Origin of the sequence: Vibrio sp. D404a (assembly GCF_030248535.1) — a bacterium.
Lineage (GTDB): Bacteria > Pseudomonadota > Gammaproteobacteria > Enterobacterales > Vibrionaceae > Vibrio.
The window spans coordinates 75,448-101,011 of the sequence record NZ_JAHGAJ010000002.1 but is presented as its reverse complement, the minus strand read 5'-3'; the positions used below and the strand labels follow the sequence as shown (position 1 = coordinate 101,011).

The window sequence follows — 25,564 nt, the reverse complement described above, 5'->3', positions numbered from 1 at the left end:
AGCTTTAAATTAAAAAAACGCCGTCATACTTAGCTGTATGACGGCGTTTTTGTTTATGTATTGCTTATTTTTCTATGTATTACTTGTTTGCTTATACATTGCTCAGGGGTTATTTATCCAATTGCTCTGTGTTTTCTAACCACAGACCATTGATGATCCCAAATGCACAGGCGAGCAGTACGCCAAGTACCCAACATAAATACCACATAGGTTATCCTCCTATTTTACTTTCTATTCGTTCAGTGATGAGCAATTAATACAGTGATGAGCTGTTGTCGCGAATATACTGGCTATCTAATCGTCCAAACATTTTGTAGTAACACCAGATTGTGTAACCCAAAATGATCGGTACGACGATAACAGCAACCACGGAAATAATGCTCAGTGTTAATTGGCTCGATGTTCCATCCCACACAGTTAAGCTATGAGAAGGCATTAAGCTTGAAGGCATGATCATTGGAAACAGAGCAACACCGGCAGTGGTCACGATAGAGGCGAGAGATAAGCTTGATGCTGCGAAAGCAAAGCCACCACGGTTTAATCGTGTCATCACTGCGCAAGCCAACATACCTACAACGCCAAGTGCGGGAATGCACCAAAGTAACGGATAGGTTTGGTAGTTATGTAGCAGTAAGTCATCAAACTTCATGACATGTTTAAGTAAAGGGTTTGATACTGCATCAGTCACGATTGGGCTCGTGATCAGGTAACCCGGTAGTGAGTTTGCAAACCACCCACCAACAGCGAATAGGCCTGCGGTTACTAATGCCATACACACGACGACGTTTTGAGATCGTTGTTTCAAATCACCCGTTGTTTTGATTTGTAAAAATGCCGCACCTTGTGTCACAGCCATCGCAAGGCTCACCAAGCCACAAAGGATAGGGAACGGGGTCAGTAGATCCCAAAATCCACCTTGATATGACATCATCAATAGCTCATTAAACTCAAATGGCAAACCAATCATTAGGTTGCCAAAGCCAACCCCGAAGATAACGGGTGGAATGAAACCACTAACAATTAATGCGATATCACAAGCTTGCTTCCATTGTGGGTTATCTATTTTTGCTCGGTAGTCCATCCCTAGCGGTCTTAACCATAAAGTTGCCAACACGGTAATCATGGCTAAGTAGAAACCTGAGAATGTCGCGGCATAGATTGCAGGCCAGATAGCGAAAATAGCGCCACCTGCCGTCACTAACCACACTTGATTTCCATCCCAGTGAGGCGCAATCGCGTTAATCATAATTCGGCGGTCAGTATCGGATTTGCCTAACACTGGCAGCAATGCCGCTACGCCCATATCAAAGCCATCGGTAATGATGAATCCGATCAACAACACGCCAATGATTGCCCATGTAAACAGGCGAAGATTTTCATAATCAAACATCTGAATTCCTTAATGAAGATCAATAGAGTTATCTAGTTGATTCGTGGTGTTGTATTCCAATGAAGATGGAGTCTGCTTGGTACGAGTTCTCTCGTGATAGTAGCGACCTGTTTTCAAGGCGCTTGGCCCCATCTTGGCGAACTTAACCATCAAGTACATTTCTACAATCAAGAAGAAGGTGTAAAGCAGATAAACTAGGCCGATGGAGATCCACAGGCTAGAAGCAGGTAAGTTTGAAACGCCCATATTCACGGGAAGAATCTCACCAATCGCCCAAGGTTGACGACCATACTCAGCGACAAACCAACCGGCTTCACAGGCGATCCATGGGAGTGGAATTGCGCATATGGTCGCTTTCAGTAACCAAGGATTGGTACCAATTTTACGGCGACAGATTTGAACAAATGAAAGCCCAATGATGGCAAACATCAATACGCCACACACCACCATGATTCGGAAGCTCCAAAACAGTGGGGCGACGTTAGGAATGGTATCCTTAGCGGCTTGTTGTATCTGTTGCTCTGTAGCGTCGACCACGTTATCGCTGTATTTCTTAACGAGCAGCCCGTAACCTAAATCCTGTTTGACGGTTTCAAATTCATCGATGTTTTGTTGCGATTTATCGCCAGAGCGAAGCTTCTCTAACAATCCATAAGCGATGATGCCATTACGCACGCGTTGTTCGTTCTTCGCGAGTAAGTCATGAATACCGACCACTGGCGTATCCAAAGAGCGCGTTGCGATAATACCCATGACATACGGGATCTTAATCGCGTAATCCGTCTCCATAGTTTCTTGATTCGGAAAACCAAACAGGGTGAATGAAGCAGGCGCTTCTTCGGTGTGCCATTCGGCTTCAATCGCAGCCAATTTTACCTGTTGAACGTCACCCAGCTCATAGCCAGATTCATCACCTAGCATTACCGTTGAAACAATGGCTGCCATACCGAATGCACTCGCAACCGCAAAGGAACGACGAGCGAATGGAAGATCGCGTCCTTTAAGCATGTAGTAGGCACTGATACCCATGATAAATAGGGCGCCGGTTGTGTAACCTGCCGCAACGGTATGCACGAACTTCACTTGGGTAACCGGGTTAAAGATCACTTCTACAAAGTCTGTCATCTCCATGCGCATGGTTTCGAAATTAAACTCCGCGCCCACAGGGTTTTGCATCCAGCCATTGGCCATCAGAATCCACAGGCCAGAGAAGTTCGAACCTAGTGCTGTTAACCAAGTCACCGACAAGTGTTGACGCTTAGAGAGCTTGTCCCAACCAAAGAAGAACATGCCGACTAGGGTAGACTCTAAGAAAAACGCTATTAGCGCTTCAATCGCGAGTGGCGCACCAAAGATGTCACCCACGTAGTGTGAGTAATAAGCCCAGTTGGTGCCGAACTGGAACTCCATGGTTAAGCCTGTAGCGACACCAATAGCGAAGTTGATGCCAAACAATTTCCCCCAGAATTTAGTCATGTCTTTGTAGATGGTTTTATTGGTCATCACATACAGCGATTCCATCACTGCGAGTAAGAAAGACAAACCTATGGTTAGGGGAACGAATATAAAGTGATAAAGAGCGGTACTTGCGAATTGAAACCGCGACAGATCAACGACATCTGTAAGCATAAATACTCCTTCCCGCCACCAACGTGACGGGTAAGATTCATAAAGATAAGAAGGGTAATGTGAGATAACAAATTTCAAGGCTGAACGTGATTGATACGTGTACGGCATTTGAAATCAGCGAATCATTTGAAAGCCGGTAGCTAATTGAAACTAATTACTAGAGACAAATTGGAAGACATCAGTTACCAGCGAAGAGATTTCGTTTGTTTGCGTGTAAAGCGGTTACGCAGCCAGTAATCTAGGCTCACATAACGACCGCCACCGTAGACCAGCAGCACAAGCAACATCACGAAGTAGGTACCTGCGAACTCCATACCGTTGTTCAGCATTACCGGGTCGCCAAGTTCAGTGATGTAGTTGTAACGACCAGGGAAGTTAACCGCGAGCCACTCAATGAAGCCGTTAAGTCGAATTGTTGCTTCCATACCACCAGTCGCAATCGCATCCCAACCATGCTTCCAGTGAACCATTGCGCTCGCTACGCTCATCATGAAAATCATCGGGATTGAGATAAAGCGAGTAAACAGACCTAACGCGATACAGATACAGCCCAACACTTCGGTCGCTGCCGCTAAGAATGCGAGTAACTCAGGGAAGGGTAGATTCAGGCCTCCATCAGCGGTCGATGCGCCAAACCAAGCGACGGTGCCGGCGAAACCAAGCACTTTTGAACGTGCACCCACGAAAATCACAGGAATCAAATACAGTCGGACTAAAAGCAGTGCTACGTAATCGTATTGTTTGCATTTTTCGACGATAGCGTCGTACCAGTTGAGGGCTGACTTAATCATAATTTTTCTCCTAAAGAGTGCACACCGATCAGCTCGATTTCACTGAAGTGCACTACCCAATTAATGAATTCGAATCTCGCCAATTGTTGAGCAATTATTTGTTTTATATTGGCTAGAGATTGATTTGGTTGTTGCTGGATCATTTGGATAATCGCAACATCGATTTCTCTTAGTTTTAATGTGTTGATGCGTAGGTCGGAGTCTCGATACATCGCATAGAAAATAGGGCGTCGCCTTTTGGTTAAAAATGTCAGCGAATCCTTCCCATGAACAATAAAGGGCACCTGCACCAACCTCATTGTCTTGTTTGTCACGAGTCCCTGTTTCTGCTGTTGTTCCGCAGCTAAAAGATCACCAACGCAAGTTAGAGGCAATGGCTGAGGGGTTGAATCAATCTCGACACAATAAGCGCACCACTCAAATTCCAGCACCGCCAGTTGATCGGAGGTCAGCTCTTGGCACGCATTCAAGCTTGATGTATTAATGGAATCTGTTGCATGCTGAATAAAACTGACAAACTCGGTCGCAATTTGATGAAACTCTGGCTCAGAGGCGTCATGCGCCACCACAAATTCATCAACCAACGTCTGCAATTGGCGGTGACTGACTTGTTGGCTAAACAGCGGAAAAGTGTTGTGTAAGACTCCAAGCACGTTGTCTCTAATGAACTCGCTATAACGACAAGCGTTACTTTCGTTGGATCCCATCCCTTTGTTTGAGGAACGTATCAGGGAGGCCAGTGCTTGAGTTTGTCTTACCATGGCACTTGGAGGGCTATGCATAGACCTTCTCCTCAGCCATCGATCCTTGAGTAGACGTATTGGCTAATACCTGACTATGCACCGCTCGCAACTCCTCAGTAAGCACCACCAAAGGCGGGATATTGTTGTCTCGCTCCAATAGCATAGGTTTACAGCCGTGCATGGCATAGGTATAGCGCGCCAAGTCGATCACCGCTTGCTGTACTTCCATGCCATGGGTATCAAGCAGCGACTTGTTGCCTTCAACTGAGTCATCTCTTTCAACCAAGTGTCCAGCTATGTGGTAATAGCGAATTGCATCACTTGGTAACGCTTTGAGCATTTCCTTTGGATCGAAGTGATGGTTTTGGCTGTTCACGTAGAGGTTGTTGATGTCGAGCAACAATTCACAACCACTTCGCTCAGCAATTTCAGCAATAAACTCACCTTCAGGCATCTCATTTCCGTAATTGTGGTAGTAGGAGATATTCTCCATCACCAGCGGACGTTGAATGATGTCTTGAACCTGCATTATTCTGTCAGCCAAGTAGCCAATGTTTTCCGGTCTGCGTGGCACGGGTAACAGTTCATAGAGATACCCTTGGCTATCACGAGAGAAGCTTAGGTGCTCGCTGTATATGTCGATATTCAGTTCGTCGAGAAAGCGTCCAACCTGACGAACAAACTGGGTGTTTAGCGGCTGACAGTCGCCAATAGACAAACTTAAACCGTGTGCAATTAAGGGGTAGGTTTTCGATATATCCTGTAATTGCTCACGTTTAAGGCCACCTAAGTTCATCCAGTTCTCTGGTGCTAGCTCCAAGAAGTCGATATCAGGATGTTTTGGCGAGCTCCGCAGAACGTCAATATGCTCGCTGCGTAAACCAATACCTTTATCGCTGTTTTGAATGCGTCCGCGTGTTATTGCCCGCATACTCCACCTGTCACTTTGCTTTCGGTTAATGTGATGCGTTCTTTACTCGGCTCAACACCTTGTGCTGTTAATCCACATTTACCATCACGAGCGCGCACTAAGCGGTCTTGAGGGTCGGTTTTAAGCTCTGCTTTCTCAAAACGCTTTTCAGTACCACACTTACCTGCAGCACATTTACCACCATGACCTGAGGACTGTTTTGCTTCTACAGGGGCCTCGGCTGGCGCATCAGCAAATGCCATCGCGGAATTAAGACTTATCACCGAGGTGATCGCGATAGAAAGGGCGACTTTATTGTTCATATTATTTCTCCATTACTGCAGACATAGGGAAGCTTGCGAGATCGCGACCTGACATGATTGGACCGTCGTAATACTCGCGCACGATTTTGATGGATTCAGATTTGCGTTTTAGTCCCAATCCCATCCAGTGGTTGAGCACCAACATTTTCGGATTGATTTCTTGAGCGATCTTGCCGATCACAGAGGGCTTGGCGTGCATAAATGTGGAAACACCGTCGGCTTGCTCGTGAATAGCCATTGGCATCAACATGATGTCAGCACCACGTGCAAAGTCTAAGAAGGCGGGGTTACTGCCATTTTGGTCTGCTGAGATCACCATGACACCATCTTCACTCTCAATTCGATAAGCAAGGCAAGGTACGTCACCATGTGGGATTCCCAACGCGCTAATCTTCAAACCGTCTTCTTGGTACACGATAGTTGGCTGTTTCGATTGATGGTCAACGTCTGTTAAATTAATTGGGAATAGGCCATCTGTACCGTCGTACAAACCACTTAAGTAGGCATAAGCACCATCTTTTGGGTCGAAATTGGCTTTGAAGTAACCGGTTAAACTTGGGAATGCAGAACCTGCTGTCGGGCCTACCATATCTAAAGGATCTTCTCGGTCGAAGAAATAACCACCTTTAAGTAGAGCAGGGACATCATTAACATGGTCGGTATGGAAGTGGGTGAGTCCCATGAAATCCAAATCTTCGAGTTTGGCACCAGCTTGACCAAAGCGAAGGTAAACACCACCACCTGCATCAATCATGATTCGTGATTTACCTTTCCACCATATGATTTCACCAGAAGATGCACGTAGGTCATCGGAGATCGGGCCGCCAGAACCTAAGATCTGCAGCGTAAAATCGGTATCAACCGGTTTGAGTTCGATAGCGTGGCAACTTGCTCCCAACGTCAGTCCGAGAGCGAGTACTAAAGCTTTTAAAGGCTGTTTCATATTCTTGTCCAATTCTATGATTGTTATATGCTTTTCTTTGATTTGAGCGTTCAAAGAAGTGACATTGTTGACTTAGCAGCACAAAAGTTGCGTGCTTCGTCCTGTTCACGTGGGACAAGATAATGAAATGTTACTGTTTGGTATATCTAGTAATATTTAAACCATCGTTAAGTTAAATTGAACAATGAGTCTGAAAGACACTTGAAAGGGAGTTGAAGGAAAAAGGAGAATAAAATGGGTGGGTATCTTTACCCGGTAGGGCTGCTTCTACTAACAAAACTCTTAGTCGAAACCCAAAAAAGAAACACCTTTATCTCTTTGTCTCAAAGCATCTTAAGCATCTAAGCGACGATATAAAGAAATAAAGGCGTTTTGGTTTTCTATTGCAAAAATGAGTAGTCAGAAGGCTAGTACTTAAACTGAGCCACAATTTTATCGAGTTTTAGGCTCACATTAGAGACTTGCTCACTGCAACGCACTGAACCTGAGACCACTTCATGAGTATCAACGGACAGCTGCGCGATATCTGTAATGTTGCGGTCGATCTCAGCAGAGACCACCGACTGCTCCTCTGATGCGGTCGCTATTTGACTGTTCAAATCAAACATCTCTCCAACTTGTAGGTGAATGCCTTCGATTGCTTTCACCACACCTTTGGTTTGACGCTTAACATGCTCCGTTTGATCTAAGCTCTCGGACATCTTAGCAACGGTCTTATCTATACCACTGGTTAGCCCTTGAATGGTGGTTTCAATTTGATGGGTAGAGTTATTCGTCATTAATGAAAGCTCTCGAACTTCAGATGCGACAACCGCAAACCCTCGGCCATGCTCTCCCGCACGCGCTGCTTCAATCGCAGCGTTCAGAGCGAGTAGGTTGGTTTGCTCAGCGATACCTTGAATCGTCGTCACCACTTGATTGATTTCACGACTCTGCTCCTCTAGGTGGTCGATTAGCTGCTGAGATTCTTCAATATTGCTCGACAGAACTTGGATACTGTCGTTGGTTGCGTGTGTCTCTTCTAGGGCGTGATGCGCGTTGCCTTTGATCTTCTCAGCGCTGAGTGCGGCATTTTCAATATTGGCCGCCACCTCGTTGCTGGTCATCACAAGCTCATTAACGGCAGTCGCGACTGATTCAGATTGTTGCTTCTGCGCTTCTGCATTATTCATGCTCTTTTGCGCTGCTTCTTCAGAACTGCATGAGCTGTCAGTTAAGACGGTCATCACACCAGACAAATCTTTGATGTTTGCGTGTAACTTACTAATGAACGAATCAAAAGAGTGGGAGAGCTGAGCTAACTCGTCATTCCCTTTAGCGTTCATACGCACCGTTAAATCTCCATCCCCATTCGCGATTGACTCCATCATTTCGTTAATCGCTTTGATACGGGTTAAAACACTTTTACCGATGAAGGCCAACAAAGCGGAAAGAAGTATCACGATCGCAAAACCGAATAGATGAAGCGTGTTCTTGGTTTCAGAGCTCGCTTGGCTAATTGCGCTATTGATTTCCAGTTGCACGTCGTTGATGGCTTGCTCCGCCTGATGGACAGTACGACGAAGCTCACCTTTCAGCCCTAAATCAGCGGTAAGCCCCAAGCGTGTATTTGCTACTAAGAGTTTTTCTACCGCATCGCGATAATTCAAATACGCTTGCTTCGTCGTATCCGTATTCTGCGCATAGGGTGTGAACACATCCAAGGCACCATCAAATGCACGACTGGTTTGGTCATTGGTATGTGCAAGATAGTGGAAGTCTTTTTCAACGAGTTCCAACAGTGCAAGTTCCAAGGAGAGATTGGCTTCTTTTTCTACCGCATGTTTCAGTTCCGTTCGCCTTTTGTCTAACACCGCAATTAAGCCAACGGATGGGTTGGTATCTTCAATCGCGTTCACTTGCTTCACAATCTGGCGAAATTGGTCTTCATAACTTTCGACTGCTTGAGTTATCTGAGTGGTGTTGTTTGAGAGGTTTAATTGGTGAGAAATAAGTGTTTGATTTAAATCGTAGAGTCGTTGATTCAGTGTCAGCGTAGTACTCTCAAAACGTTCTGCGTACTTCTGCACTTTCCTTGCTAGAAAATCCTTTTCGTGTCTCCTCAACATAAGTAAATCAACCGAGCTTCGTAAGTTCTCATTAGCAGCCCGTTCCAGCGACTCTAACCGATCAAGGCTCATCTGTTCATAGACCGCATAAACAAATACTGAGATAAATAGCGTGATGTTGATAAGAATAAATTTACTTCGTATAGACAATGACAGCGCAGAACGCTGCTTTTCAGTTGACCTTTCCATAGGCAACTCCCTTTAGCCGATGACGTTTTATATCTATCAGTTATTCATTTGAGTTATATATTAATAAAAGATAGATATGTAACTAATAGCTTATAGGGAGAGTAACGCAAGAATATTAACGGATTCTTATATAATAAAAGCCTTAAATAACGTCTTGATAGTACATAGTCGTATTCAAAACAATATTTAAGGCTTGGTAGGGAAACAGTTAGGCTATTTCAGGAAGCGAACTGTTGTATTTTACCGCAGGATTATTCTGATTCTTGATTACCTTTGACGTCAAAAATGATCTTATCCGCACCAGTAAAGACTTGGAAACGTAGACCTTTAGCGCGTGCTATTGTCGTAATGCCAAACTTCTGCGCTAAATCTAAGCCCATTTGAGTGACGCCTGAACGAGAGAGCAACACTGGGATTCCCATCTGAGCGACCTTAATCACCATCTCAGAGGTTAAGCGCCCCGTAGTATAGAAGATCTTGTCTGAGCCATCTTCCTGATTAAGCCACATTTCACCTGCTAGGGTATCAACAGCGTTATGACGACCGACATCTTCCACAAACGAGAGCACTTGATCATCTTTACACACCGCACAACCATGCACCGCACCGGCTTTTTTGTAGGTGTCGTTGTAATGGGTTAACGCTTCAAGGGCTGTATAAATCTCTGACTGCTTAAGCTTGGTTTGTGGAACTTGGTAATCCTCAAGTTGCTTCATTACGTTGCCGTACATGGTTCCTTGACCACAGCCTGAGGTAACGGTTTTCTTTTTAAGGGCACTTTCTAATTGGCTGGTATCTTCTTTTGTTACAACTGCCGCAGAACTGGTTTCCCAATCAATAATGATCGATTCAATCGCTTCTGGGTCTGAAAGGAAGCTCTGGTTCTTTAAATAACCTAAGACTAATGATTCAGGACGAGAACCTAAAGTCATTAAAGTAACAATCTCTTTCCAGTTAAGCATAACCGTAAGAGGGCGTTCGCAAGCGATCTGTTTGGTGAGCTTTTCGCCGTATTCGTCGAACACTTCCACTTCAATGGTTTGGAGAGGGTTTTCACTGGTTTTAATAATGTTTGGTTTAACCACTTTTAATATCCTAGTTGTGTATACGCTCATCACGCGTTTTGACGTTGACGGTTAGGCGTTATTTTGAAGCTTGTTGTGGGTATATAGCAATTCTTATTCCAAGGTCGCCTTTATCTCAAATTCTTTTGAGGATTACCTTTACTTAGCGCAAAAACTGTCACATCAGTCTAGTCTGAATATAGGAGTCAGTCAGTTTAAGAGTGCTATGGCGTGGTTATTGCTTAGTAGTGTTTAATCAGAGACTTTATGGCTACGTTGCTAGAACAAAATGTCCTATCTAAAACGAGCCAGACAACAACTGGATGAGATATGTCGGATACCAAAGAACTAAAACAACAATATGAGAAAACCGAAACGTCTTGGTCAATAGGCGTTCACCGCGTTGAGAAAGAGATCAAAACGGGCATGTGGACAACAACCCAATGGGAGCTTAACGGGTTTGAACTCGCTCCCAATGGTGATACCGAAGATGTGTGCTTGCTGCAACTGCATAAAGATGAGCGCACCGATTATCGATTTAACCTCAGCTCTCAACAGCCTAAGCTATTTCTCATCATGGATAACGTCGATTCAGGTGTACCAATCATTCAATTGCTTACGGCTTCTCAAACTGTTGCTGGTCAGTATATGGATGGAGACAACCAAGTGCTTTCATTTGATATGCCATTGCCCGTTCAAGCTTGGATGGAAGCCTTTATCGGTCGTCATGGTGAATTGTTAGAAACGCGCCGTAAGAAGCGCAAGGGAGCAGGGCGCGCAAATGGCAACTAGTTTCTTAAGTCGCTGGTCGCAACGTAAGCTTGAAGGAGAAAAGACACCAGAGGTTGAGAGTGACGTATCAACAGAACTCAGTAGTGATACCCAAGCAACTGAATTAACAGAGCTTAACGAACAAGAATCCTCGGCGGACGCACAAACAGCGACATTGACTGACACACTAGATTCTCAAGAAGCTTCTCAAGAAACAGGGGAGAACTCCGTTGAGAACAGTGAAGGTGACATAGAGTCAGAATCACCATCTGTGGCTCAATTGTTGGTGTCAGAAGCCTCCGAGAGTGTAAAGAAGGCCGCCCTAAGAAAGTTGTTTCTATCAGAAGAGTTCAATGTTCGTGATGGCTTAGATGACTACGACGATGACTACAGTAATCTCAAGTCTCTTACTGAAGATGTGGCGGATACGCTAAGAGATTGGGTTAAAGAGACAGTAGAAGAGAGCGAGCCGACTGCACATCAGGCCGATGAAGAGACAATGGCAGCTGGTGAGCCTATATTAGAGGAAGAGGTCGATAGCGAAGGGTTAGAAGTGGCGTCTCAAGAGGTTCAGGACGAACTAAACAAAGAGTCCGTTGATGCAGAGCAGAACCCGAAAATAGACTAACTGTATATTCATTCAGTTAGTCGTCAAATCGGCACTTCCTATTGGTAACGAGCAAGGTCAACTGGGACAAAATATACCACACAAACAATAGGTACATTTTGACTAAACACTCAATGAACCGACTGAGACAAATTGTCCCAGTCGGTTTTTTTGTCCTAATAAATCAGACTTTAAACACTTAAATCACTGAAATGTAAATAAAATAAAGTTGGCATACACATTGCTATGTACAAGCATTATCAACTGATTTGTAGATTATCCGAATACTAATGACACGTTGCGATTCATGTTTAATTGAGCAATTAGTCAGCATTCTATTAGTGTCTTACTACAATCAAGGTTGAGCAGATTATCCATGACGCTATATGGAACTGAGCAATGCTTAAACAACTATTACAACAAGCGACATCAAATAATGGTAAAGCGCGACTCTATGCTTTTGAAAACACAGTAGAGTTAACCAACCTAATTCCACCAACCGTGAGCTATGAGAGTGGTGGTAATACCTTAATCGTAGGACCAACCGCGATTATTGAGAGTGCGGCTGCGCAACTACCGACATTAACAAGCCTGACCTTACTGTCGACAGACGGCGAAAAGGGTTCAAATAACGAACTCTACTTTGCTAATTCCGTTCAGGTATCTGGCTTCTTGGGCACGTTTGAAGTGGTTATTGAAAACCGCGGGACGACAAGTAACTTAGCGAAAGTGGCGATAAACCATGATTGCTTCGATGTGGTTCTCGATCTCTGTCTCAATAGCTGCATGACGGAAGAGGTTCCAGTTCCGGGTTATTACCCAGTTGGACGCGGTTATCCTAAATTGGCTGAAGCACTAGAAGAGATCCCAACACTAATGGGTACCTTCGATAAGCCAAAATTCTTTCGTTTAGATACCGACCTATGTGCACACAGCTCTCGTGGCGTTAAAGGTTGTGAGCGTTGTGTGGATGCTTGTCCTGCTGGCGCTCTATCAAGTGAAGGCACAGATAAAACCGGCCATCGCATCGAAATCAACCCATACCTATGTCAAGGCGTGGGGACTTGTGCAACCAGCTGTCCTACTGAAGCGATCAGTTACGCACTGCCTAATCCAGATGACACGCAAAAGTTCATTGAACGCACCTTAGCCAACTATGAGAAAGCAGGGGGCTTAGATCCGATCGTTCTGATTTGTAGCTCTCGTCATGAATCGTACAACGTGATGGCCCTTAAAGCACTTCCAGAGAATGTGATTCCGGTTGTTGTTGAAGAACTGCCTTCTGTTGGTATTGATACGTGGTTTGCAGCTTTAGTAAATGGCGCGACTCAGGTTCTGTTTGCCGCATCTCGATTTATGCCAGAAACCATTATTCGAGTTCTGAATAACGAAGTCGGTATTGCTCAAGAACTATTGGATCAAATCGGTGTAGCAAAAGAGACGGTTGATATTCTTTACCTTGAATCTCTTCGTGAAGGTCCTCCGACACTATGTACCGATTCGTTTGATTTGGCACTAGGGGATTTGCAAGGTAATAAACGCCAACGCCTATTTACTGCGCTTGATGCACTAAGCACCTCAAGAATTCCAGTAGAGAACATTGTAGAACTTCCATCAAACGCGCCTTATGGCAACGTTTCGTGTGAAAGCAAAGATTGTACGTTATGTATGAGTTGTGTGGCGGTATGTCCAACTCGTGCGCTTCATACCGATGGTACATCTCCATCTCTTAAATTCATTGAGCAAGATTGTGTTCAATGTGGCCTATGTGAAAAAGCCTGTCCTGAAAACGTCCTAACTCTGACACCTCGTATGAACTGGGTGAAAGAAGAACGTCAACAAGCGGTGGTTATTCATGAAGAGAAGGCAGCGGAATGTATTCGTTGTCACAAGCCTTTTGCACCTCAGTCTATGATTGATATGTTGCAAAACAAGTTACGCGGTCACTCTCATTTTTCAGACGAAGCAGCGATCAACCGTATTGCAATGTGTGAAGACTGCCGTGTCATCGATATGTTCGATTCAATGGCTCAAGACCCATTGAAACAACTGAAATACTAGGAGTTGGCCTTGGATACTCATTCAGAACAAGAACAAACATTAAGAACAGATATTTACCTCGTTCTATCTGCACTGTTTCGTAGTGCTCCAACGGAAGAGATGATCGACTTTTTGAAATCTCTCGAGATTGAAGAATCAGAAAGTGCGATGCAAAAAGCATGGATTGCACTTCAAAAAGCCGCGATTGAATCAGACCGTGAGGCACTAGAAGACGAATACCAAGATCTTTTCATTGGCATTGGACGTGGTGAAGTCATGCCATTTGGTTCATGGCATATGACTGGCGCAATGATGGAAAAGCCACTCGCAGAGATCCGTCACGATCTTGAGCTTCTTGGTATTGAGCGCGACGAGAACGTAAAAGAGCCAGAAGACCATATCTCGGCGCTTTGTGAAGTTATGGCGATGCTGACTGCCGAGGAAGAAGAGCTTCAGCAGATTGTTTTCAACAAGCATATTGCGCCTTGGTTCGAATCGTTCACCCGTCAAACCGAGAGTGCAGAGCATGCCAATTTCTACAAGCCAGCAGCTCAGCTTTGCCAAGCATTTCTAACACTAGAGCAAGTGCGTTTTAGTGTGAATACCAAAAGCAGTAAGCACAAATCAAAAATTGATGTGAAAAACGTCACTGATTACGAGTAATCGAGCAGTACTCGATCATATCGATAGAGGGGCATTAAGCCTCCATAAAGATCTACCGTAAGGTAAGGAAGCAATGATGAAAGATAATAAAGAAGTAAATACAAGCCGTAGGGACTTACTCAAAGGCTTAACAACTGCAGCCGTAGCAGGTGCTGTTGCCGCTGGAACTTCAAAAGTGGCAACCGCGGCTGAAACGCCTGAACTTTCCAAAGAAGACGTGAAGAAAACTGGCTACCGTGAAACTCAACACATTCGCGATTACTACGACACACTATAGGGGATAAAGGATGAAACTAGTCAAACGCTCCGATAGTGTGAGCAAAGAAACCAATCAGCTTGGCGTATCTCGCCGTGCGTTCATGAAGAACACTTCTCTTGCTGCTGGTGGCGCGGTAGTAGGTGCAAGCCTATTTGCACCGGGCATGATGAAAAAAGCACAAGCGAGGTCGGTTGATCCTGATGCAAAAACAGAGATAAAACGTACGATCTGTTCTCACTGTTCAGTTGGTTGCGGTATCTACGCTGAGGTTCAAAACGGCGTATGGACAGGCCAAGAGCCTGCATTCGATCACCCATTCAACGCTGGTGGACACTGTGCTAAAGGTGCTGCACTGCGTGAGCATGGCCACGGTGAACGTCGTCTTAAATACCCAATGAAACTGGAAGGCGGTAAGTGGAAGAAGCTTTCTTGGGAACAAGCAATCGAAGAGATCGGCAACAAAGCGTTAGAACTTCGTAAAGAGTCTGGCCCTGATTCGGTTTACTTCCTTGGTAGTGCGAAACACAGTAACGAGCAGGCTTACGCATTCCGTAAGATGGCGTCACTATGGGGAACCAACAACGTCGACCACCAAGCGCGTATTTGTCACTCTACTACGGTAGCGGGCGTTGCGAACACTTGGGGTTACGGTGCAATGACGAACTCGTTCAATGACATGCACAACTGTAAGTCGATGCTGTTCATTGGTTCAAACCCTGCAGAAGCCCACCCAGTTGCGATGCAGCACATCCTTATAGCGAAAGAGAAAAACAACTGTAAGATCGTAGTTGCGGATCCTCGTCGTACGCGTACGGCTGCAAAATCAGATCACTACGTATCACTTCGTCCGGGTTCTGACGTTGCCTTTATTTGGGGCGTGTTATGGCATGTCTTCGCAAACAAATGGGAAGACAAAGAGTTCATTCAGCAACGTGTATTCGGCATGGAAGAAATCCGTGAAGAGGTCGCGAAGTGGAATCCTGCAGAGGTTGAGCGTGTAACAGGCGTATCTGAAGCTGACGTTTACCAAACGGCGAAACTGCTTTCTGAAAACCGTCCGGGTTGTATCGTTTGGTGTATGGGTGGTACTCAGCACACCACAGGTAACAACAACACACGTGCTTACTGTGTACTTGAACTTGCCCTAGGTAACATCGGTAAATCAGGCGGCGGTGCAAACATCTTCCGTGGTCACGATAACGTACAAGGCGCAACAGACCTTGGCGTACTGTCAGACACACTACCGGGTTACTACGGTCTATCTGAAGGCTCTTGGCGTCACTGGACAAAAGTTTGGGATCTAGACTTCGACTGGGTAAAAGGTCGTTTCGATGACAACGCTTACGGCGGTCAGAAACCTATGAACAGTGCAGGTATTCCTGTATCGCGTTGGGTTGATGGCGTTCTAGAAAACAAAGACAATATCCGTCAGCGTGAAAACATCCGTGCCATGTTCTACTGGGGTCACGCAGTGAACTCTCAGACTCGTGGTCCAGAGATGAAGAAGGCGATGCAGAAGCTGGATATGATGGTGATTGTTGACCCATACCCAACCGTTGCAGCTGTAATGAACGACCGTACTGACGGCGTTTACCTGCTTCCAGCGACAACTCAGTTCGAAACTTACGGCAGTGTTACGGCGTCAAACCGTTCGCTACAGTGGCGTGACAAAGTAGTTGATCCGTTGTTCGACTCTAAGCCTGACCACGAGATCATGTACCTGCTTTCTAAGAAGCTAGGTTATGCAGACCAGTTGTTTAAAAACATCCGCGTTGAGAACAATCAACCATTGATTGAAGACTTAACTCGTGAGTTCAACAAAGGTATGTGGACCATCGGTTACACAGGTCAAAGCCCTGAACGTATTAAAGAGCACCAACAGAACTGGCACACGTTCCACAAAACCACACTGGAAGCCGAAGGTGGCCCAATCCACGGTGAAACTTACGGTATGCCTTGGCCATGTTGGGGAACACCAGAGATGAAACACCCTGGTACTCACATTCTTTACGATACGTCTAAGACGGTTGCAGAGGGCGGCGGTAACTTCCGTACTCGTTTCGGTGTTGAGTTTGAAGGTCAAAGCCTACTGGCAGAAGACAGCTACTCTAAAGGCAGCGAAATCAAAGACGGCTACCCAGAGTTCAGCGACAAGCTTCTGAAACAACTTGGTTGGTGGGATGACCTCACTGCTGAAGAGAAAGCAGCAGCGGAAGGCAAGAACTGGAAAACCGATCTATCAGGCGGTATCCAACGCGTAGCGATTAAGCACGGTTGTATCCCATTTGGTAACGCGAAAGCGCGTGCGATTGTTTGGACATTCCCAGACCGCGTGCCACTGCACCGTGAGCCACTTTACACACCACGTCGCGACCTAGTTGCAGACTACCCAACGTGGGACGACAAAGAAGCGATCTTCCGTGTACCTACGCTATACCAATCAATTCAGAAAGAAGATAAGTCTGATGAGTACCCGATCATTCTGACTTCAGGTCGTCTGGTTGAATACGAAGGTGGTGGTGAAGAGACTCGTTCAAACCCTTGGCTAGCTGAGCTTCAACAAGAAATGTTCGTTGAAGTGAACCCGAAAGATGCAAATGACATCGGCTTTAAAGATGGCGATGACGTTTGGGTTGAAGGTGCAGAAAAAGGCCGTATTAAGGTGAAAGCGATGGTAACACGTCGTGTGAAACCTGGACTGGCATTCATTCCGTTCCACTTCGGCGGTAAGTTCCAAGGCGAAGATCTACGTTCTAAGTATCCTGAAGGCACAGACCCGTATGTTATTGGTGAAGCTGCGAACACAGCGACCACTTATGGTTATGACCCTGTAACGTTGATGCAGGAAACGAAAGTAACCCTTTGTAACATTCGTAAGGCTTAAGGAGTCCTAAAATGGCTAGAATGAAATTTCTTTGTGACACTAAGCGCTGTATCGAATGTAACGGCTGTGTCACCGCATGTAAAAACGAAAACGATGATGCTCTTGAGTGGGGTATTCAACGTCGCCGCGTTGTAACACTGAATGATGGTGAACCGGGTGAGAACTCTATCTCAGTGGCTTGTATGCACTGTACAGATGCACCATGTATGGCAGTTTGTCCTGCAGACTGTTTCGAGCACACGGAAGACGGCATCGTACTTCACAACAAAGATCTTTGTATCGGTTGTGGTTACTGTCTGTTTGCTTGTCCGTTTGGCGCACCACAGTTCCCTAAACAGGAAGCCTTTGGTGAGCGTGGCAAAATGGACAAATGTACCTTCTGTGCCGGTGGTCCGGAAACTGAGCCGGGTTCTGTTGAAGAACGTCAGAAGTACGGTGCGAACCGTATTGCTGAAGGTAAGCTACCAATGTGTGCATCTCTATGTTCGACTAAAGCACTGCTTGCGGGTGATGCCGAGAAAGTCTCTGACGTATTCCGTCAACGTGTTGTAGAGCGTGGAGCTAAAGGTGCTGGTTGGACTGACGGCAACGACCTTTCTTACGATGCGACTAAGAGCTAAGTAGGGAGAGACGTATGCTTTCATTGTTAAAACGTCTCTCACTTGTCGTGCTGCCGCTGTTGGCAGCACTGACAATGCTGGCTCCAATGAGTCACGCTGCTGAGACGAAAGCGAATACCGCTGAGCGTGAAATGACCCAACTGGCGGGTGCAGATTTTTGGCGACAAGTGCGTGAAGGTGAGACAGGTTATACAACCTCTCAATCCGCAGAGCACGGTATGCTGATCAGTACTCCAGGGCAGACATGGTACATCTTAAAAGAGAAGTGGATGTCTCCGGCTGGTGCGGTTGCTATCTTCGGTAGTATTGCCTTTGTCACCTTGATGTACGTTGTGATTGGCCCACTGATGTTAAGCGCGCCAAGAACAGGTCGTAAGATCAAGCGCTGGTCTCGCTTGGACCGGGCATTACACTGGAGTATGGCGTTTACTTTCTTAACGCTCGCTTTTAGTGGCTTAATGCTGGTCTATGGTAAGCACTTCTTAAAGCCATATATCCCAACGGATCTATGGGGCTTTATTATCATGCTCGCTAAGCAATACCATAACTACATCGGTCCAATCTTCTACGTATTACTGATGTGCGTACTGGTGAAGTGGTGGCGCAAGTCTATCTTCAAGATGGTTGACCTGAAATGGTTCATGAAACTCGGTGGCATGGTTGGAAAGCATAAGGGCTCACACCCATCTGCAGAGTTTTCTAACGCAGGTGAGAAAGCGCTATTCTGGCTTCTAATTGTAGTGGGTACTGTTGTGGCTATCAGCGGCTTGGTTCTCGATTTCCCAATCTTCGGCCAAACCCGTCGTGATATGGAGCTTTCTAACTTAGTTCACATGCTAGCGGCACTGATCCTTATCTGTGGCTTTGTGTTCCATATTTATATCGGCCTGTTCGGTATGGAAGGTGCACTAGAAGGCATGGTGACGGGTGAAGTTGATGAAACTTGGGCTAAGGAGCACCACGACCTTTGGTATGAAGAGGTCATGGCAAAAGAGAAGCAGGAAGCAACACAAGGTGATGTGACCGCTGCGAACACAGAAGATGTCTTGCACACAGAAAATAAAGAGGTAAAACCGAATGAACAAACCTCATAAGGGTATTTGGGTTGCTTACATACTAAGTTGCTTTACACCATTTACCTGTCTGATTTCTGGTGTGATCGCTATCATCTATGCGGGTTACCGCTTAGACAAAGGTGAGGATGGTGAGGTTATCGATTCTCACTACTACGGTCTAATTCGTACGTTCTTCCTGAATCTGACTTACTTTGTGGTGTTGATTGTTACGGTTGCGACATCAAATGGTGTTTTGATTGGTGTAAACGACTACTGGTACAAGAGTCATTTCATCGATGAGATCGCATATTATATTCCGTATGTCGGTATGTTATTTGGTGCTATTGCTATCGTCGTTTGGTTTATCCGTATGTACCAAGGTATGACACGACTTAAGCAAGGTTTACCACAAAAAGCATCCACAGGTCCGAACCTATAATCCATGCCATAAACACTCTAATTCAAACCCAGCTCTGCGCTGGGTTTTTTATTGTCTCGCTTTATCTCCCACGATAACCATCCTTTACATTGCACGCTTCTTGATGGTGCAACTCCCTAATTTGGTGCATTCAGAAATTAGAAAATGACTTCTGTTACTCACCAAAACTGTGCCACTAGATTCGTGAATAGATGAAAATCAATGAGTTATACAATTCTGCACAGTGCTTGAATTTGGTTCATAGGCTATGGAACGTATCTTGCCTAGGTATTGAGTCTTTAAATAATTACATCATTTTACACGCACACTATCAGTGCAAATGATAAAGCAGAAGGAGTTAGCTTTAATGAGCCAGTCAGTCGAGCAAGTTCATAGCGCAGTACAGAACTTGACGCAAAGTTCAGACACGTTGTTTTTATTACTCGGTGCCATCATGGTTTTCTTGATGCACGCAGGATTTGCCTTCCTTGAAGTGGGAACCGTGAGAAAGAAGAACCAAGTTAACGCCTTGGTGAAGATTCTCGCAGATTTCGGTGTATCCGCCATCGCATATTTCTTTATCGGTTATTGGGTTGCCTATGGCGCACATTTCTTTGCCGATGCCGACACACTTGCTCAAGCAAATGGCTACGAGCTAGTGAAGTTCTTTTTCTTAATGACGTTTGCTGCGGCGATTCCAGCAATTGTATCCGGTGGTATAGCAGAGCGTGCACGCTTCTATCCTGTGCTTTTGGCAACCTTGTTTACAGTTGGTCTGGTTTATCCGTTTTTTGAAGGCATTATTTGGAATGGGAATTTTGGTCTACAAGATTGGTTTGAATCTCAATTTGGTTATGGTTTTCATGACTTCGCAGGCTCAATCGTCGTCCATGGCGTAGGTGGTTGGATTGCCTTGGTCGCGGTGTATTTCTTAGGCATGCGTAAAGGACGAATTCGCGCAGGCAAACACACGAACTTTGCGCCATCGAACATTCCGTTCTTAGCTCTTGGTGCTTGGATCCTGTGTGTTGGTTGGTTTGGCTTTAACGTTATGTCAGCCCAAGCCATCAATGGCATCAGTGGATTGGTCGCAATGAACTCTTTAATGGCGATGGTAGGCGGTATTTTAGCGGCACTGTATGCAGGCAAGAATGACCCAGGCTTTATTCACAATGGTCCATTGGCTGGGTTAGTTGCGGTATGTGCAGGTTCTGATCTCATGCACCCACTAGGCGCACTCGTGACAGGTGGTGTCGCAGGCGCACTATTTGTTTTCCTATTTACCTACATGCAAAACAAAACCAAAATTGATGACGTATTAGGTGTATGGCCTCTACATGGTGTTTGTGGTGCATGGGGTGGTATCGCTGCAGGTATTTTTGGCCAACAAGCACTGTGGGGACTTGGCGGCGTGAGTTTCGTGGTTCAGGTGTTAGGTACCATTGCAGGTATCGTGGTAGCCGTTGGCGGCGCATTTATCGTGTATGGCATCCTTAACAAAGTTACAGGCCTGCGTCTAAGCGAAGAGGACGAATTTAACGGTGCGGATTTGGCCATTCATAAAATCTCCTCGGTAAGTGAAGATTAAGTCTTTATAAGAATCATCTTCTTCGAGATACCCAATCTTAAAAGCGGCCTCGGTCGCTTTTTTATTTGTCTTCAAAGGAAACAATCAACGCATTGTTTCTCACATCACAGTTTTTCCTCTCCAAAACTCAAGCCAGTTCACAAATGACCAATGAATACATGCACATAAGACCATGGTCTAATCCCTAAAACTATTGTTGAAATTTGAACAGTGCTAAGCTGTTACAAAGTGACATATTGATAAGGACGTAATATGAATTTCCCATACAGAAATATTGTAATTCTCACAGGTGCAGGGATCTCGGCAGAGTCGGGGATACAGACCTTTCGTGCACAAGACGGATTATGGGAAAACCACAAGATTGAAGATGTGGCGACTCCAGAAGGTTTTCAACGCGATCCTGATTTGGTACAAGCATTCTATAACAAGCGTCGTAAAGGCCTTCAAAGTGAAGATATCCAGCCCAATGCCGCCCATATAGCGCTAGGTGAGCTTGAGAAGCGTCTGGATGGTAAAGTCACTGTCATCACCCAGAATATCGATAATCTTCATGAGAGAGGCGGTAGCGACAATGTGATACACATGCACGGCGAACTCCTAAAAGCCCGTTGCAGTGAATCGAATCAGGTGATTGAGCACAAAGATGACATTCTGACTGGTGAGCTATGTCATTGTTGCCAAATCCCAGCTCAGATGAGGCCTCACATTGTTTGGTTTGGTGAAATGCCGCTACGTATGGGGGATATCTATTCAGCGTTAGAAGAAGCGGATCTATTTATTTCTATCGGTACTTCTGGCGTAGTGTACCCAGCTGCAGGCTTTGTCCACGATGCGAAAATGCATGGCGCTCATACGATTGAAATTAATCTAGAGCCAAGCGCTGTAGAAAGCGAATTTGTTGAAAAGCGTTATGGTAAGGCAAGCATTGAAGTTCCTAAATTAGTTTCAGAACTCCTATACGAAGAGCCTAAAAGTTTAAGAGCTTGAAAGGAAAAATAGTCTATCGGTTTGTATAAAAACAAGGCACCACGATTCAATGTGATGCCTTGTTTGTTTTTGGTCTGATTCAACAGCACGACTCATATACAGTTAATGCTTTTTGGCATAGAAAGCGATAGCTTCTTCACTGGTCATCCCGTAGTTTTGAATCAGGTCTACGAGTTGACGTTTTTCTTCTAGCTCAGCAAGAATCTCTGGATCAGTTTCAATTTCATAGTCATCAATATCATCTATCGGCTTCACGTCTTTTATCCTTCTGAACAACAACAAAAAAAGACTAGCATAACCAACAGAGACTCAAGCAATAGTTCACACGAAGTGCGAGTTACAGAGCAAAAACAAACTTGTGTTTTGTCTTATAACGAAGCTCCTTCTACAGCAAATTAAACACTCTTCAAGCTGTGCTTGGCCTTTTTCATTGTGTACATCGCTTTGTCAGATGCGACCAAAGCCTGCTGAAATGTATCTTTTGTTGAAGGTGCGACACCGTAAGAGAAGTGGATATTCTCACCATGAAGCAGATTGACGACCTGGTCTATAAATTCATTACCACGCCCTTTAAGTGCAACGACCACAAATTCATCGCCGCCGATACGAAACAGTAACTCTTCTTGAACGGCCGCTTGGCGGAGCACTTGAGAAAAACGCACGATCATTAAGTCTCCGACGTTATGCCCCTTAAGGTCGTTAACGCGTTTAAGACCATCGAGATCAAGGTAGATAACATCAAATTCATCAAGTGTAATAGTGTCGAATTTTTTACGATTAAACAGACCTGTTAGTTCATCAATATGGCTCTGGGCTTTGATGGAGGAGGTGAGTTGCGTAATACCAATTGCGATAAGCAGAAAGGCAATCTGTAACAATCCGTCTTCTAGAAAGGTATCGATGAGTTCATGACGATCTGCCCACTGATCAAGCCTCTCGAGCTCTGTGGCGACGTCATAACATAAATTGAAGATAAGAAGCAGAGCACCGAAGTGTAAAACCTTGTGAGGAAGGATAGCTTTACGTGCAACAGCATAGACATAGATAACAATGATCAGCGTATTTGTCTCAAAGAACAGGTCGTAATTTGAATCAATATCTGTCACCGAGCTAAGGCCAAGCATCACAAAAGAGCCGAGAAGCATTAGAGTGACAATCAATAATATAGGGTTCGCTGTCATATTAAATCGCACTTCGTATTGTTTATTTAATCCTATATAAAGTTTAGATAAAAAGAAAGCGGCTAACGCCGCTTTCATTGCCAATTAGAAATAAACTAGTTGTTTACTTTTAATTTTTGGAAGTACTCGTCATAAACAACGCTTGCTTCGCCAACTTCATCTTGCCATACACCGTTGTCCATTACAGATTGTGGTGGGAAAACATTTTGGTCTTCAGCGAATTCTTTTGGTAGCAGTGGGTAAGCGGTTTTCACTGGTGTTGGGTAACCAATCTCAAGCGCAATTTTTGCTGCGTTTTCTGGACGAAGTAGGAAGTCGATCATCTTGTGTGCGGCATCTACGTTCTTAGCACCAGATGGAATTGCTAGGCTGTCCATCCAGAAGATAGCGCCTTTCTCTGGCCAGATGATGTCAATGGTTGCACCTTCTTGGCGAGCCATGTACGCAGAACCGTTCCATAGCATACCTAGAGAAACTTCACCTGCTAGGTAAGGGTTAGCTGGGAAGTCTGAGTTGAATACCAATACATTTGGCATCAGCTTTTTCAGTTCTTCGTAAGCCGCTTTGATTTCATCTGGGTTGGTTGTGTTTGGAGAGTAACCCAGTTTCGTCAGTGCGATGTGGAACACCTCACGAGAGTCGTCCATCATCATTAGCTGACCTTCCCACTGTGTATCCCATAGGTCATCCCATGACTTAACAGAAGACTTGTCTAGCATGTCTGAGTTGATACCAATACCCGTCGCACCCCAAATGTATGGGATAGAGTAGTTGTTGCTTGGGTCAAATGGCTTATCTAAGTAGTTAGGATCCAAATCAGCAAAGTGAGTCAGCTTAGATTTATCCAGCTCTTGAAGCATGCCTTCTTTACGCATCTTAGATACGAAGTAAGTAGAAGGTACAACGAGGTCGTAGCCAGAACCTTGAGTTTTTAACTTAGCGTACATGCTTTCGTTAGACTCGTAGGTAGAGTAGATAACTTTAATTCCAGTCTCTTCAGTGAAGTCTTCTAGTACTTCATTAGGGATATATTCAGACCAGTTGTAAAAGTACAATTCTTGGTCAGCTGCGAAAGAAGGAGTTGAAAGTAAGGTAGCAGCACACAATGCGCCGGTATACAGTGTTTTTTTCATTACTGTTCCGTTCATTTGTTTGATTTGAAGCTGGGTTGCGGACCCAATGTGAATCGATTTATAAAAATCGCGACGGATTATATCAGTCTAATACAAAAATAGGCAGCCTAAGCTGCCTATTGCATTGAAATTATTATAGACCTTACTGGCCCGCTTTCAACTTCATGAAGTAGTCTTCGTATTTTACGGTCTTGTCGCCAACAGCGGCTTGCCATTCAACACGGTCAAGATCTTCTTGGGAAGGGAATAGAGCAGGGCTGTCTTTGAACTTCTCGTTTGACGCTTTTACTGCCGTTAGGTAGCCAGTGTCACGAGAAATCTGCTCTGCGATTTCAGGGCGCAGTAAGAAGTCGATCATCTTATGAGCTGCTTCTACGTTCACCGCACCAGAGCTGATAGCAAAGTTGTCTACCCAACCAATACCACCTTCTTTCGGGAATACCAGTTTAATTGGTAAACCTTCATTTTGTGCAGCCGCAGCAGAGCCGTTCCACAGCATACCTAGACCGACTTCACCAGACATGTATGGTGCACCCGGGTTGTCAGAGTTAAATACCAATACGTTTGGCATCAATTTTTGTAGCTCTGCGTATGCTTCGTCGATCTGCTTCTCGTCTGTTGTGTTACCAGAGTAACCCAGTTTGCGAAGCGCGATATGGAACACTTCACGGGTGTCGTCCATCATCATTAGCTGGCCTTCAAGCTCAGGCTTCCATAAATCAGCCCAGCTTTGGAAGTCTTCTGGGTCGTACATATCTGTGTTAACTGCTAGACCAGTAATCGCAACAACGTGAGGGATAGAGTAGTCGTTGTTTGGATCGTACGGCTTGTCTAGGTAATTTGTATCTAGGTTAGTAAAGTTACTCAACTTAGATTTATCAATTTTTTGCAACATACCTTCATCGCGCATTTTAGACACGAAGTAGGTTGATGGCACAACTAGGTCGTAACCTTTGTTATGCGTTTTTAGCTTTGCGTATAAGGTTTCGTTCGACTCGTAAGTAGAGTAGATAACCTTAATACCTGTTTCGTTTGTGAACTGTTCTAGAATCTCACTATTGATGTAAGGACCCCAGTTCATAAACACTAATTCTTTGTTCTCTTCTGCAGTTACAGATGCAGAAAACATAGAAAGCGCACATGCACTACCAGCTAATAAAGTAGCCCATTTTTTCATTGACGTTAGCTCCAAACTAAACGTTGCCTAAAGGCAGTAGATAGAAAAACAGAATGGCGATTTCACCATTCTGTTTATGAATAACACGTGA

The 25,564-nt window shown here is 44.9% G+C and carries 25 protein-coding genes; 11 read left to right on the top strand and 14 right to left on the bottom strand.

Going from position 1 to position 25,564, the window contains the following annotated elements:
* Window positions 1–109: 109 nt before the first annotated feature.
* The 10 genes from cydX to fdhD all read right to left on the bottom strand — a co-directional run bounded on the left by cydX (window position 110) and on the right by fdhD (window position 10,111).
* Window positions 110–208, bottom strand: coding sequence for a cytochrome bd-I oxidase subunit CydX (gene cydX / locus KI655_RS00900; protein WP_285400831.1), 99 nt, complete (start codon window positions 206–208; stop codon window positions 110–112).
* Between the two features lie 45 nt (window positions 209–253).
* On the bottom strand, window positions 254–1,390 hold the full coding sequence (gene cydB / locus KI655_RS00895; protein ID WP_285400830.1) for a cytochrome d ubiquinol oxidase subunit II: 1,137 nt from the start codon (window positions 1,388–1,390) through the stop codon (window positions 254–256).
* A gap of 9 nt (window positions 1,391–1,399) precedes the next feature.
* On the bottom strand, window positions 1,400–3,019 hold the full coding sequence (locus tag KI655_RS00890; protein WP_285400829.1) for a cytochrome ubiquinol oxidase subunit I: 1,620 nt from the start codon (window positions 3,017–3,019) through the stop codon (window positions 1,400–1,402).
* Window positions 3,020–3,201: 182 nt separating this feature from the next.
* Window positions 3,202–3,810: a DoxX family protein gene (locus KI655_RS00885; RefSeq protein ID WP_285400828.1), complete on the bottom strand. Its 609-nt coding sequence runs from the start codon at window positions 3,808–3,810 to the stop codon at window positions 3,202–3,204.
* The gene (locus KI655_RS00880) at window positions 3,807–4,592 is read right to left on the bottom strand and encodes a putative DNA-binding domain-containing protein (RefSeq protein ID WP_285400827.1); all 786 of its coding nucleotides are present in this window, start codon (window positions 4,590–4,592) and stop codon (window positions 3,807–3,809) included. Before KI655_RS00880 ends, KI655_RS00885 begins: the two co-directional genes overlap by 4 nt.
* On the bottom strand, window positions 4,585–5,484 hold the full coding sequence (locus tag KI655_RS00875; RefSeq protein ID WP_285400826.1) for a DUF692 domain-containing protein: 900 nt from the start codon (window positions 5,482–5,484) through the stop codon (window positions 4,585–4,587). The genes KI655_RS00880 and KI655_RS00875 overlap by 8 nt, the downstream gene beginning before the upstream one ends.
* Window positions 5,472–5,786, bottom strand: a complete 315-nt coding sequence (locus tag KI655_RS00870; protein ID WP_285400825.1) for a hypothetical protein — start codon at window positions 5,784–5,786, stop codon at window positions 5,472–5,474. The genes KI655_RS00875 and KI655_RS00870 overlap by 13 nt, the downstream gene beginning before the upstream one ends.
* Window position 5,787: 1 nt before the next feature.
* Window positions 5,788–6,729: an MBL fold metallo-hydrolase gene (locus KI655_RS00865; RefSeq protein ID WP_285400824.1), complete on the bottom strand. Its 942-nt coding sequence runs from the start codon at window positions 6,727–6,729 to the stop codon at window positions 5,788–5,790.
* Between the two features lie 407 nt (window positions 6,730–7,136).
* Window positions 7,137–9,026 (bottom strand): methyl-accepting chemotaxis protein, encoded by a 1,890-nt coding sequence (locus KI655_RS00860; protein ID WP_285400823.1) that lies wholly within the window; start codon window positions 9,024–9,026, stop codon window positions 7,137–7,139.
* A gap of 251 nt (window positions 9,027–9,277) precedes the next feature.
* Window positions 9,278–10,111, bottom strand: coding sequence for a formate dehydrogenase accessory sulfurtransferase FdhD (gene fdhD, locus KI655_RS00855; protein WP_285400822.1), 834 nt, complete (start codon window positions 10,109–10,111; stop codon window positions 9,278–9,280).
* Window positions 10,112–10,420: 309 nt separating this feature from the next.
* Here fdhD and KI655_RS00850 point away from each other — a divergent pair, with 309 nt between their 5' ends.
* From KI655_RS00850 to cobB, 11 genes are all read left to right on the top strand, one after another.
* Window positions 10,421–10,882 carry a DUF3305 domain-containing protein gene (locus tag KI655_RS00850; RefSeq protein ID WP_285400821.1) on the top strand — a complete coding sequence of 154 codons (462 nt, stop codon included), beginning with the start codon at window positions 10,421–10,423 and terminating at the stop codon, window positions 10,880–10,882.
* A complete protein-coding gene (locus tag KI655_RS00845) occupies window positions 10,872–11,489 on the top strand; it encodes a DUF3306 domain-containing protein (RefSeq protein ID WP_285400820.1) in 618 nt (205 codons plus the stop codon). The genes KI655_RS00850 and KI655_RS00845 overlap by 11 nt, the downstream gene beginning before the upstream one ends.
* Before the next feature lie 378 nt (window positions 11,490–11,867).
* Entirely contained in the window at window positions 11,868–13,529 is a 1,662-nt protein-coding gene (locus KI655_RS00840; protein WP_285400819.1) for a 4Fe-4S dicluster domain-containing protein, read from the top strand.
* Window positions 13,530–13,538: 9 nt separating this feature from the next.
* A complete protein-coding gene (locus tag KI655_RS00835) occupies window positions 13,539–14,171 on the top strand; it encodes a molecular chaperone (protein ID WP_285400818.1) in 633 nt (210 codons plus the stop codon).
* A gap of 76 nt (window positions 14,172–14,247) precedes the next feature.
* Window positions 14,248–14,448 (top strand): twin-arginine translocation signal domain-containing protein, encoded by a 201-nt coding sequence (locus tag KI655_RS00830; RefSeq protein ID WP_285400817.1) that lies wholly within the window; start codon window positions 14,248–14,250, stop codon window positions 14,446–14,448.
* Window positions 14,449–14,458: 10 nt separating this feature from the next.
* Window positions 14,459–17,314, top strand: a complete 2,856-nt coding sequence (locus KI655_RS00825) for a formate dehydrogenase subunit alpha (RefSeq protein WP_285400816.1) — start codon at window positions 14,459–14,461, stop codon at window positions 17,312–17,314.
* Between the two features lie 11 nt (window positions 17,315–17,325).
* A complete protein-coding gene (gene fdh3B / locus KI655_RS00820) occupies window positions 17,326–17,934 on the top strand; it encodes a formate dehydrogenase FDH3 subunit beta (RefSeq protein ID WP_004742271.1) in 609 nt (202 codons plus the stop codon).
* Window positions 17,935–17,948: 14 nt separating this feature from the next.
* A complete protein-coding gene (locus tag KI655_RS00815) occupies window positions 17,949–19,028 on the top strand; it encodes a formate dehydrogenase subunit gamma (RefSeq protein ID WP_285400815.1) in 1,080 nt (359 codons plus the stop codon).
* Window positions 19,012–19,428 carry a hypothetical protein gene (locus KI655_RS00810; RefSeq protein ID WP_285400814.1) on the top strand — a complete coding sequence of 139 codons (417 nt, stop codon included), beginning with the start codon at window positions 19,012–19,014 and terminating at the stop codon, window positions 19,426–19,428. The genes KI655_RS00815 and KI655_RS00810 overlap by 17 nt, the downstream gene beginning before the upstream one ends.
* A gap of 346 nt (window positions 19,429–19,774) precedes the next feature.
* Window positions 19,775–20,995 (top strand): ammonium transporter, encoded by a 1,221-nt coding sequence (locus KI655_RS00805; RefSeq protein ID WP_285400813.1) that lies wholly within the window; start codon window positions 19,775–19,777, stop codon window positions 20,993–20,995.
* A 252-nt stretch (window positions 20,996–21,247) separates the two neighbouring features.
* Entirely contained in the window at window positions 21,248–21,982 is a 735-nt protein-coding gene (cobB, locus tag KI655_RS00800) for a Sir2 family NAD+-dependent deacetylase (protein ID WP_285400812.1), read from the top strand.
* Between the two features lie 102 nt (window positions 21,983–22,084).
* On the opposite strand, the gene KI655_RS00795 is transcribed toward cobB, so the two are convergent.
* From KI655_RS00795 to KI655_RS00780, 4 genes are all read right to left on the bottom strand, one after another.
* Entirely contained in the window at window positions 22,085–22,237 is a 153-nt protein-coding gene (locus KI655_RS00795; RefSeq protein ID WP_160168782.1) for a hypothetical protein, read from the bottom strand.
* A gap of 140 nt (window positions 22,238–22,377) precedes the next feature.
* A complete protein-coding gene (locus KI655_RS00790) occupies window positions 22,378–23,163 on the bottom strand; it encodes a GGDEF domain-containing protein (RefSeq protein WP_285400811.1) in 786 nt (261 codons plus the stop codon).
* 95 nt (window positions 23,164–23,258) lie between these two features.
* The gene (locus KI655_RS00785; RefSeq protein ID WP_285400810.1) at window positions 23,259–24,296 is read right to left on the bottom strand and encodes an extracellular solute-binding protein; all 1,038 of its coding nucleotides are present in this window, start codon (window positions 24,294–24,296) and stop codon (window positions 23,259–23,261) included.
* Between the two features lie 142 nt (window positions 24,297–24,438).
* Window positions 24,439–25,473, bottom strand: a complete 1,035-nt coding sequence (locus KI655_RS00780) for an extracellular solute-binding protein (RefSeq protein WP_239840850.1) — start codon at window positions 25,471–25,473, stop codon at window positions 24,439–24,441.
* Between the last annotated feature and the right edge of the window lie 91 nt (window positions 25,474–25,564).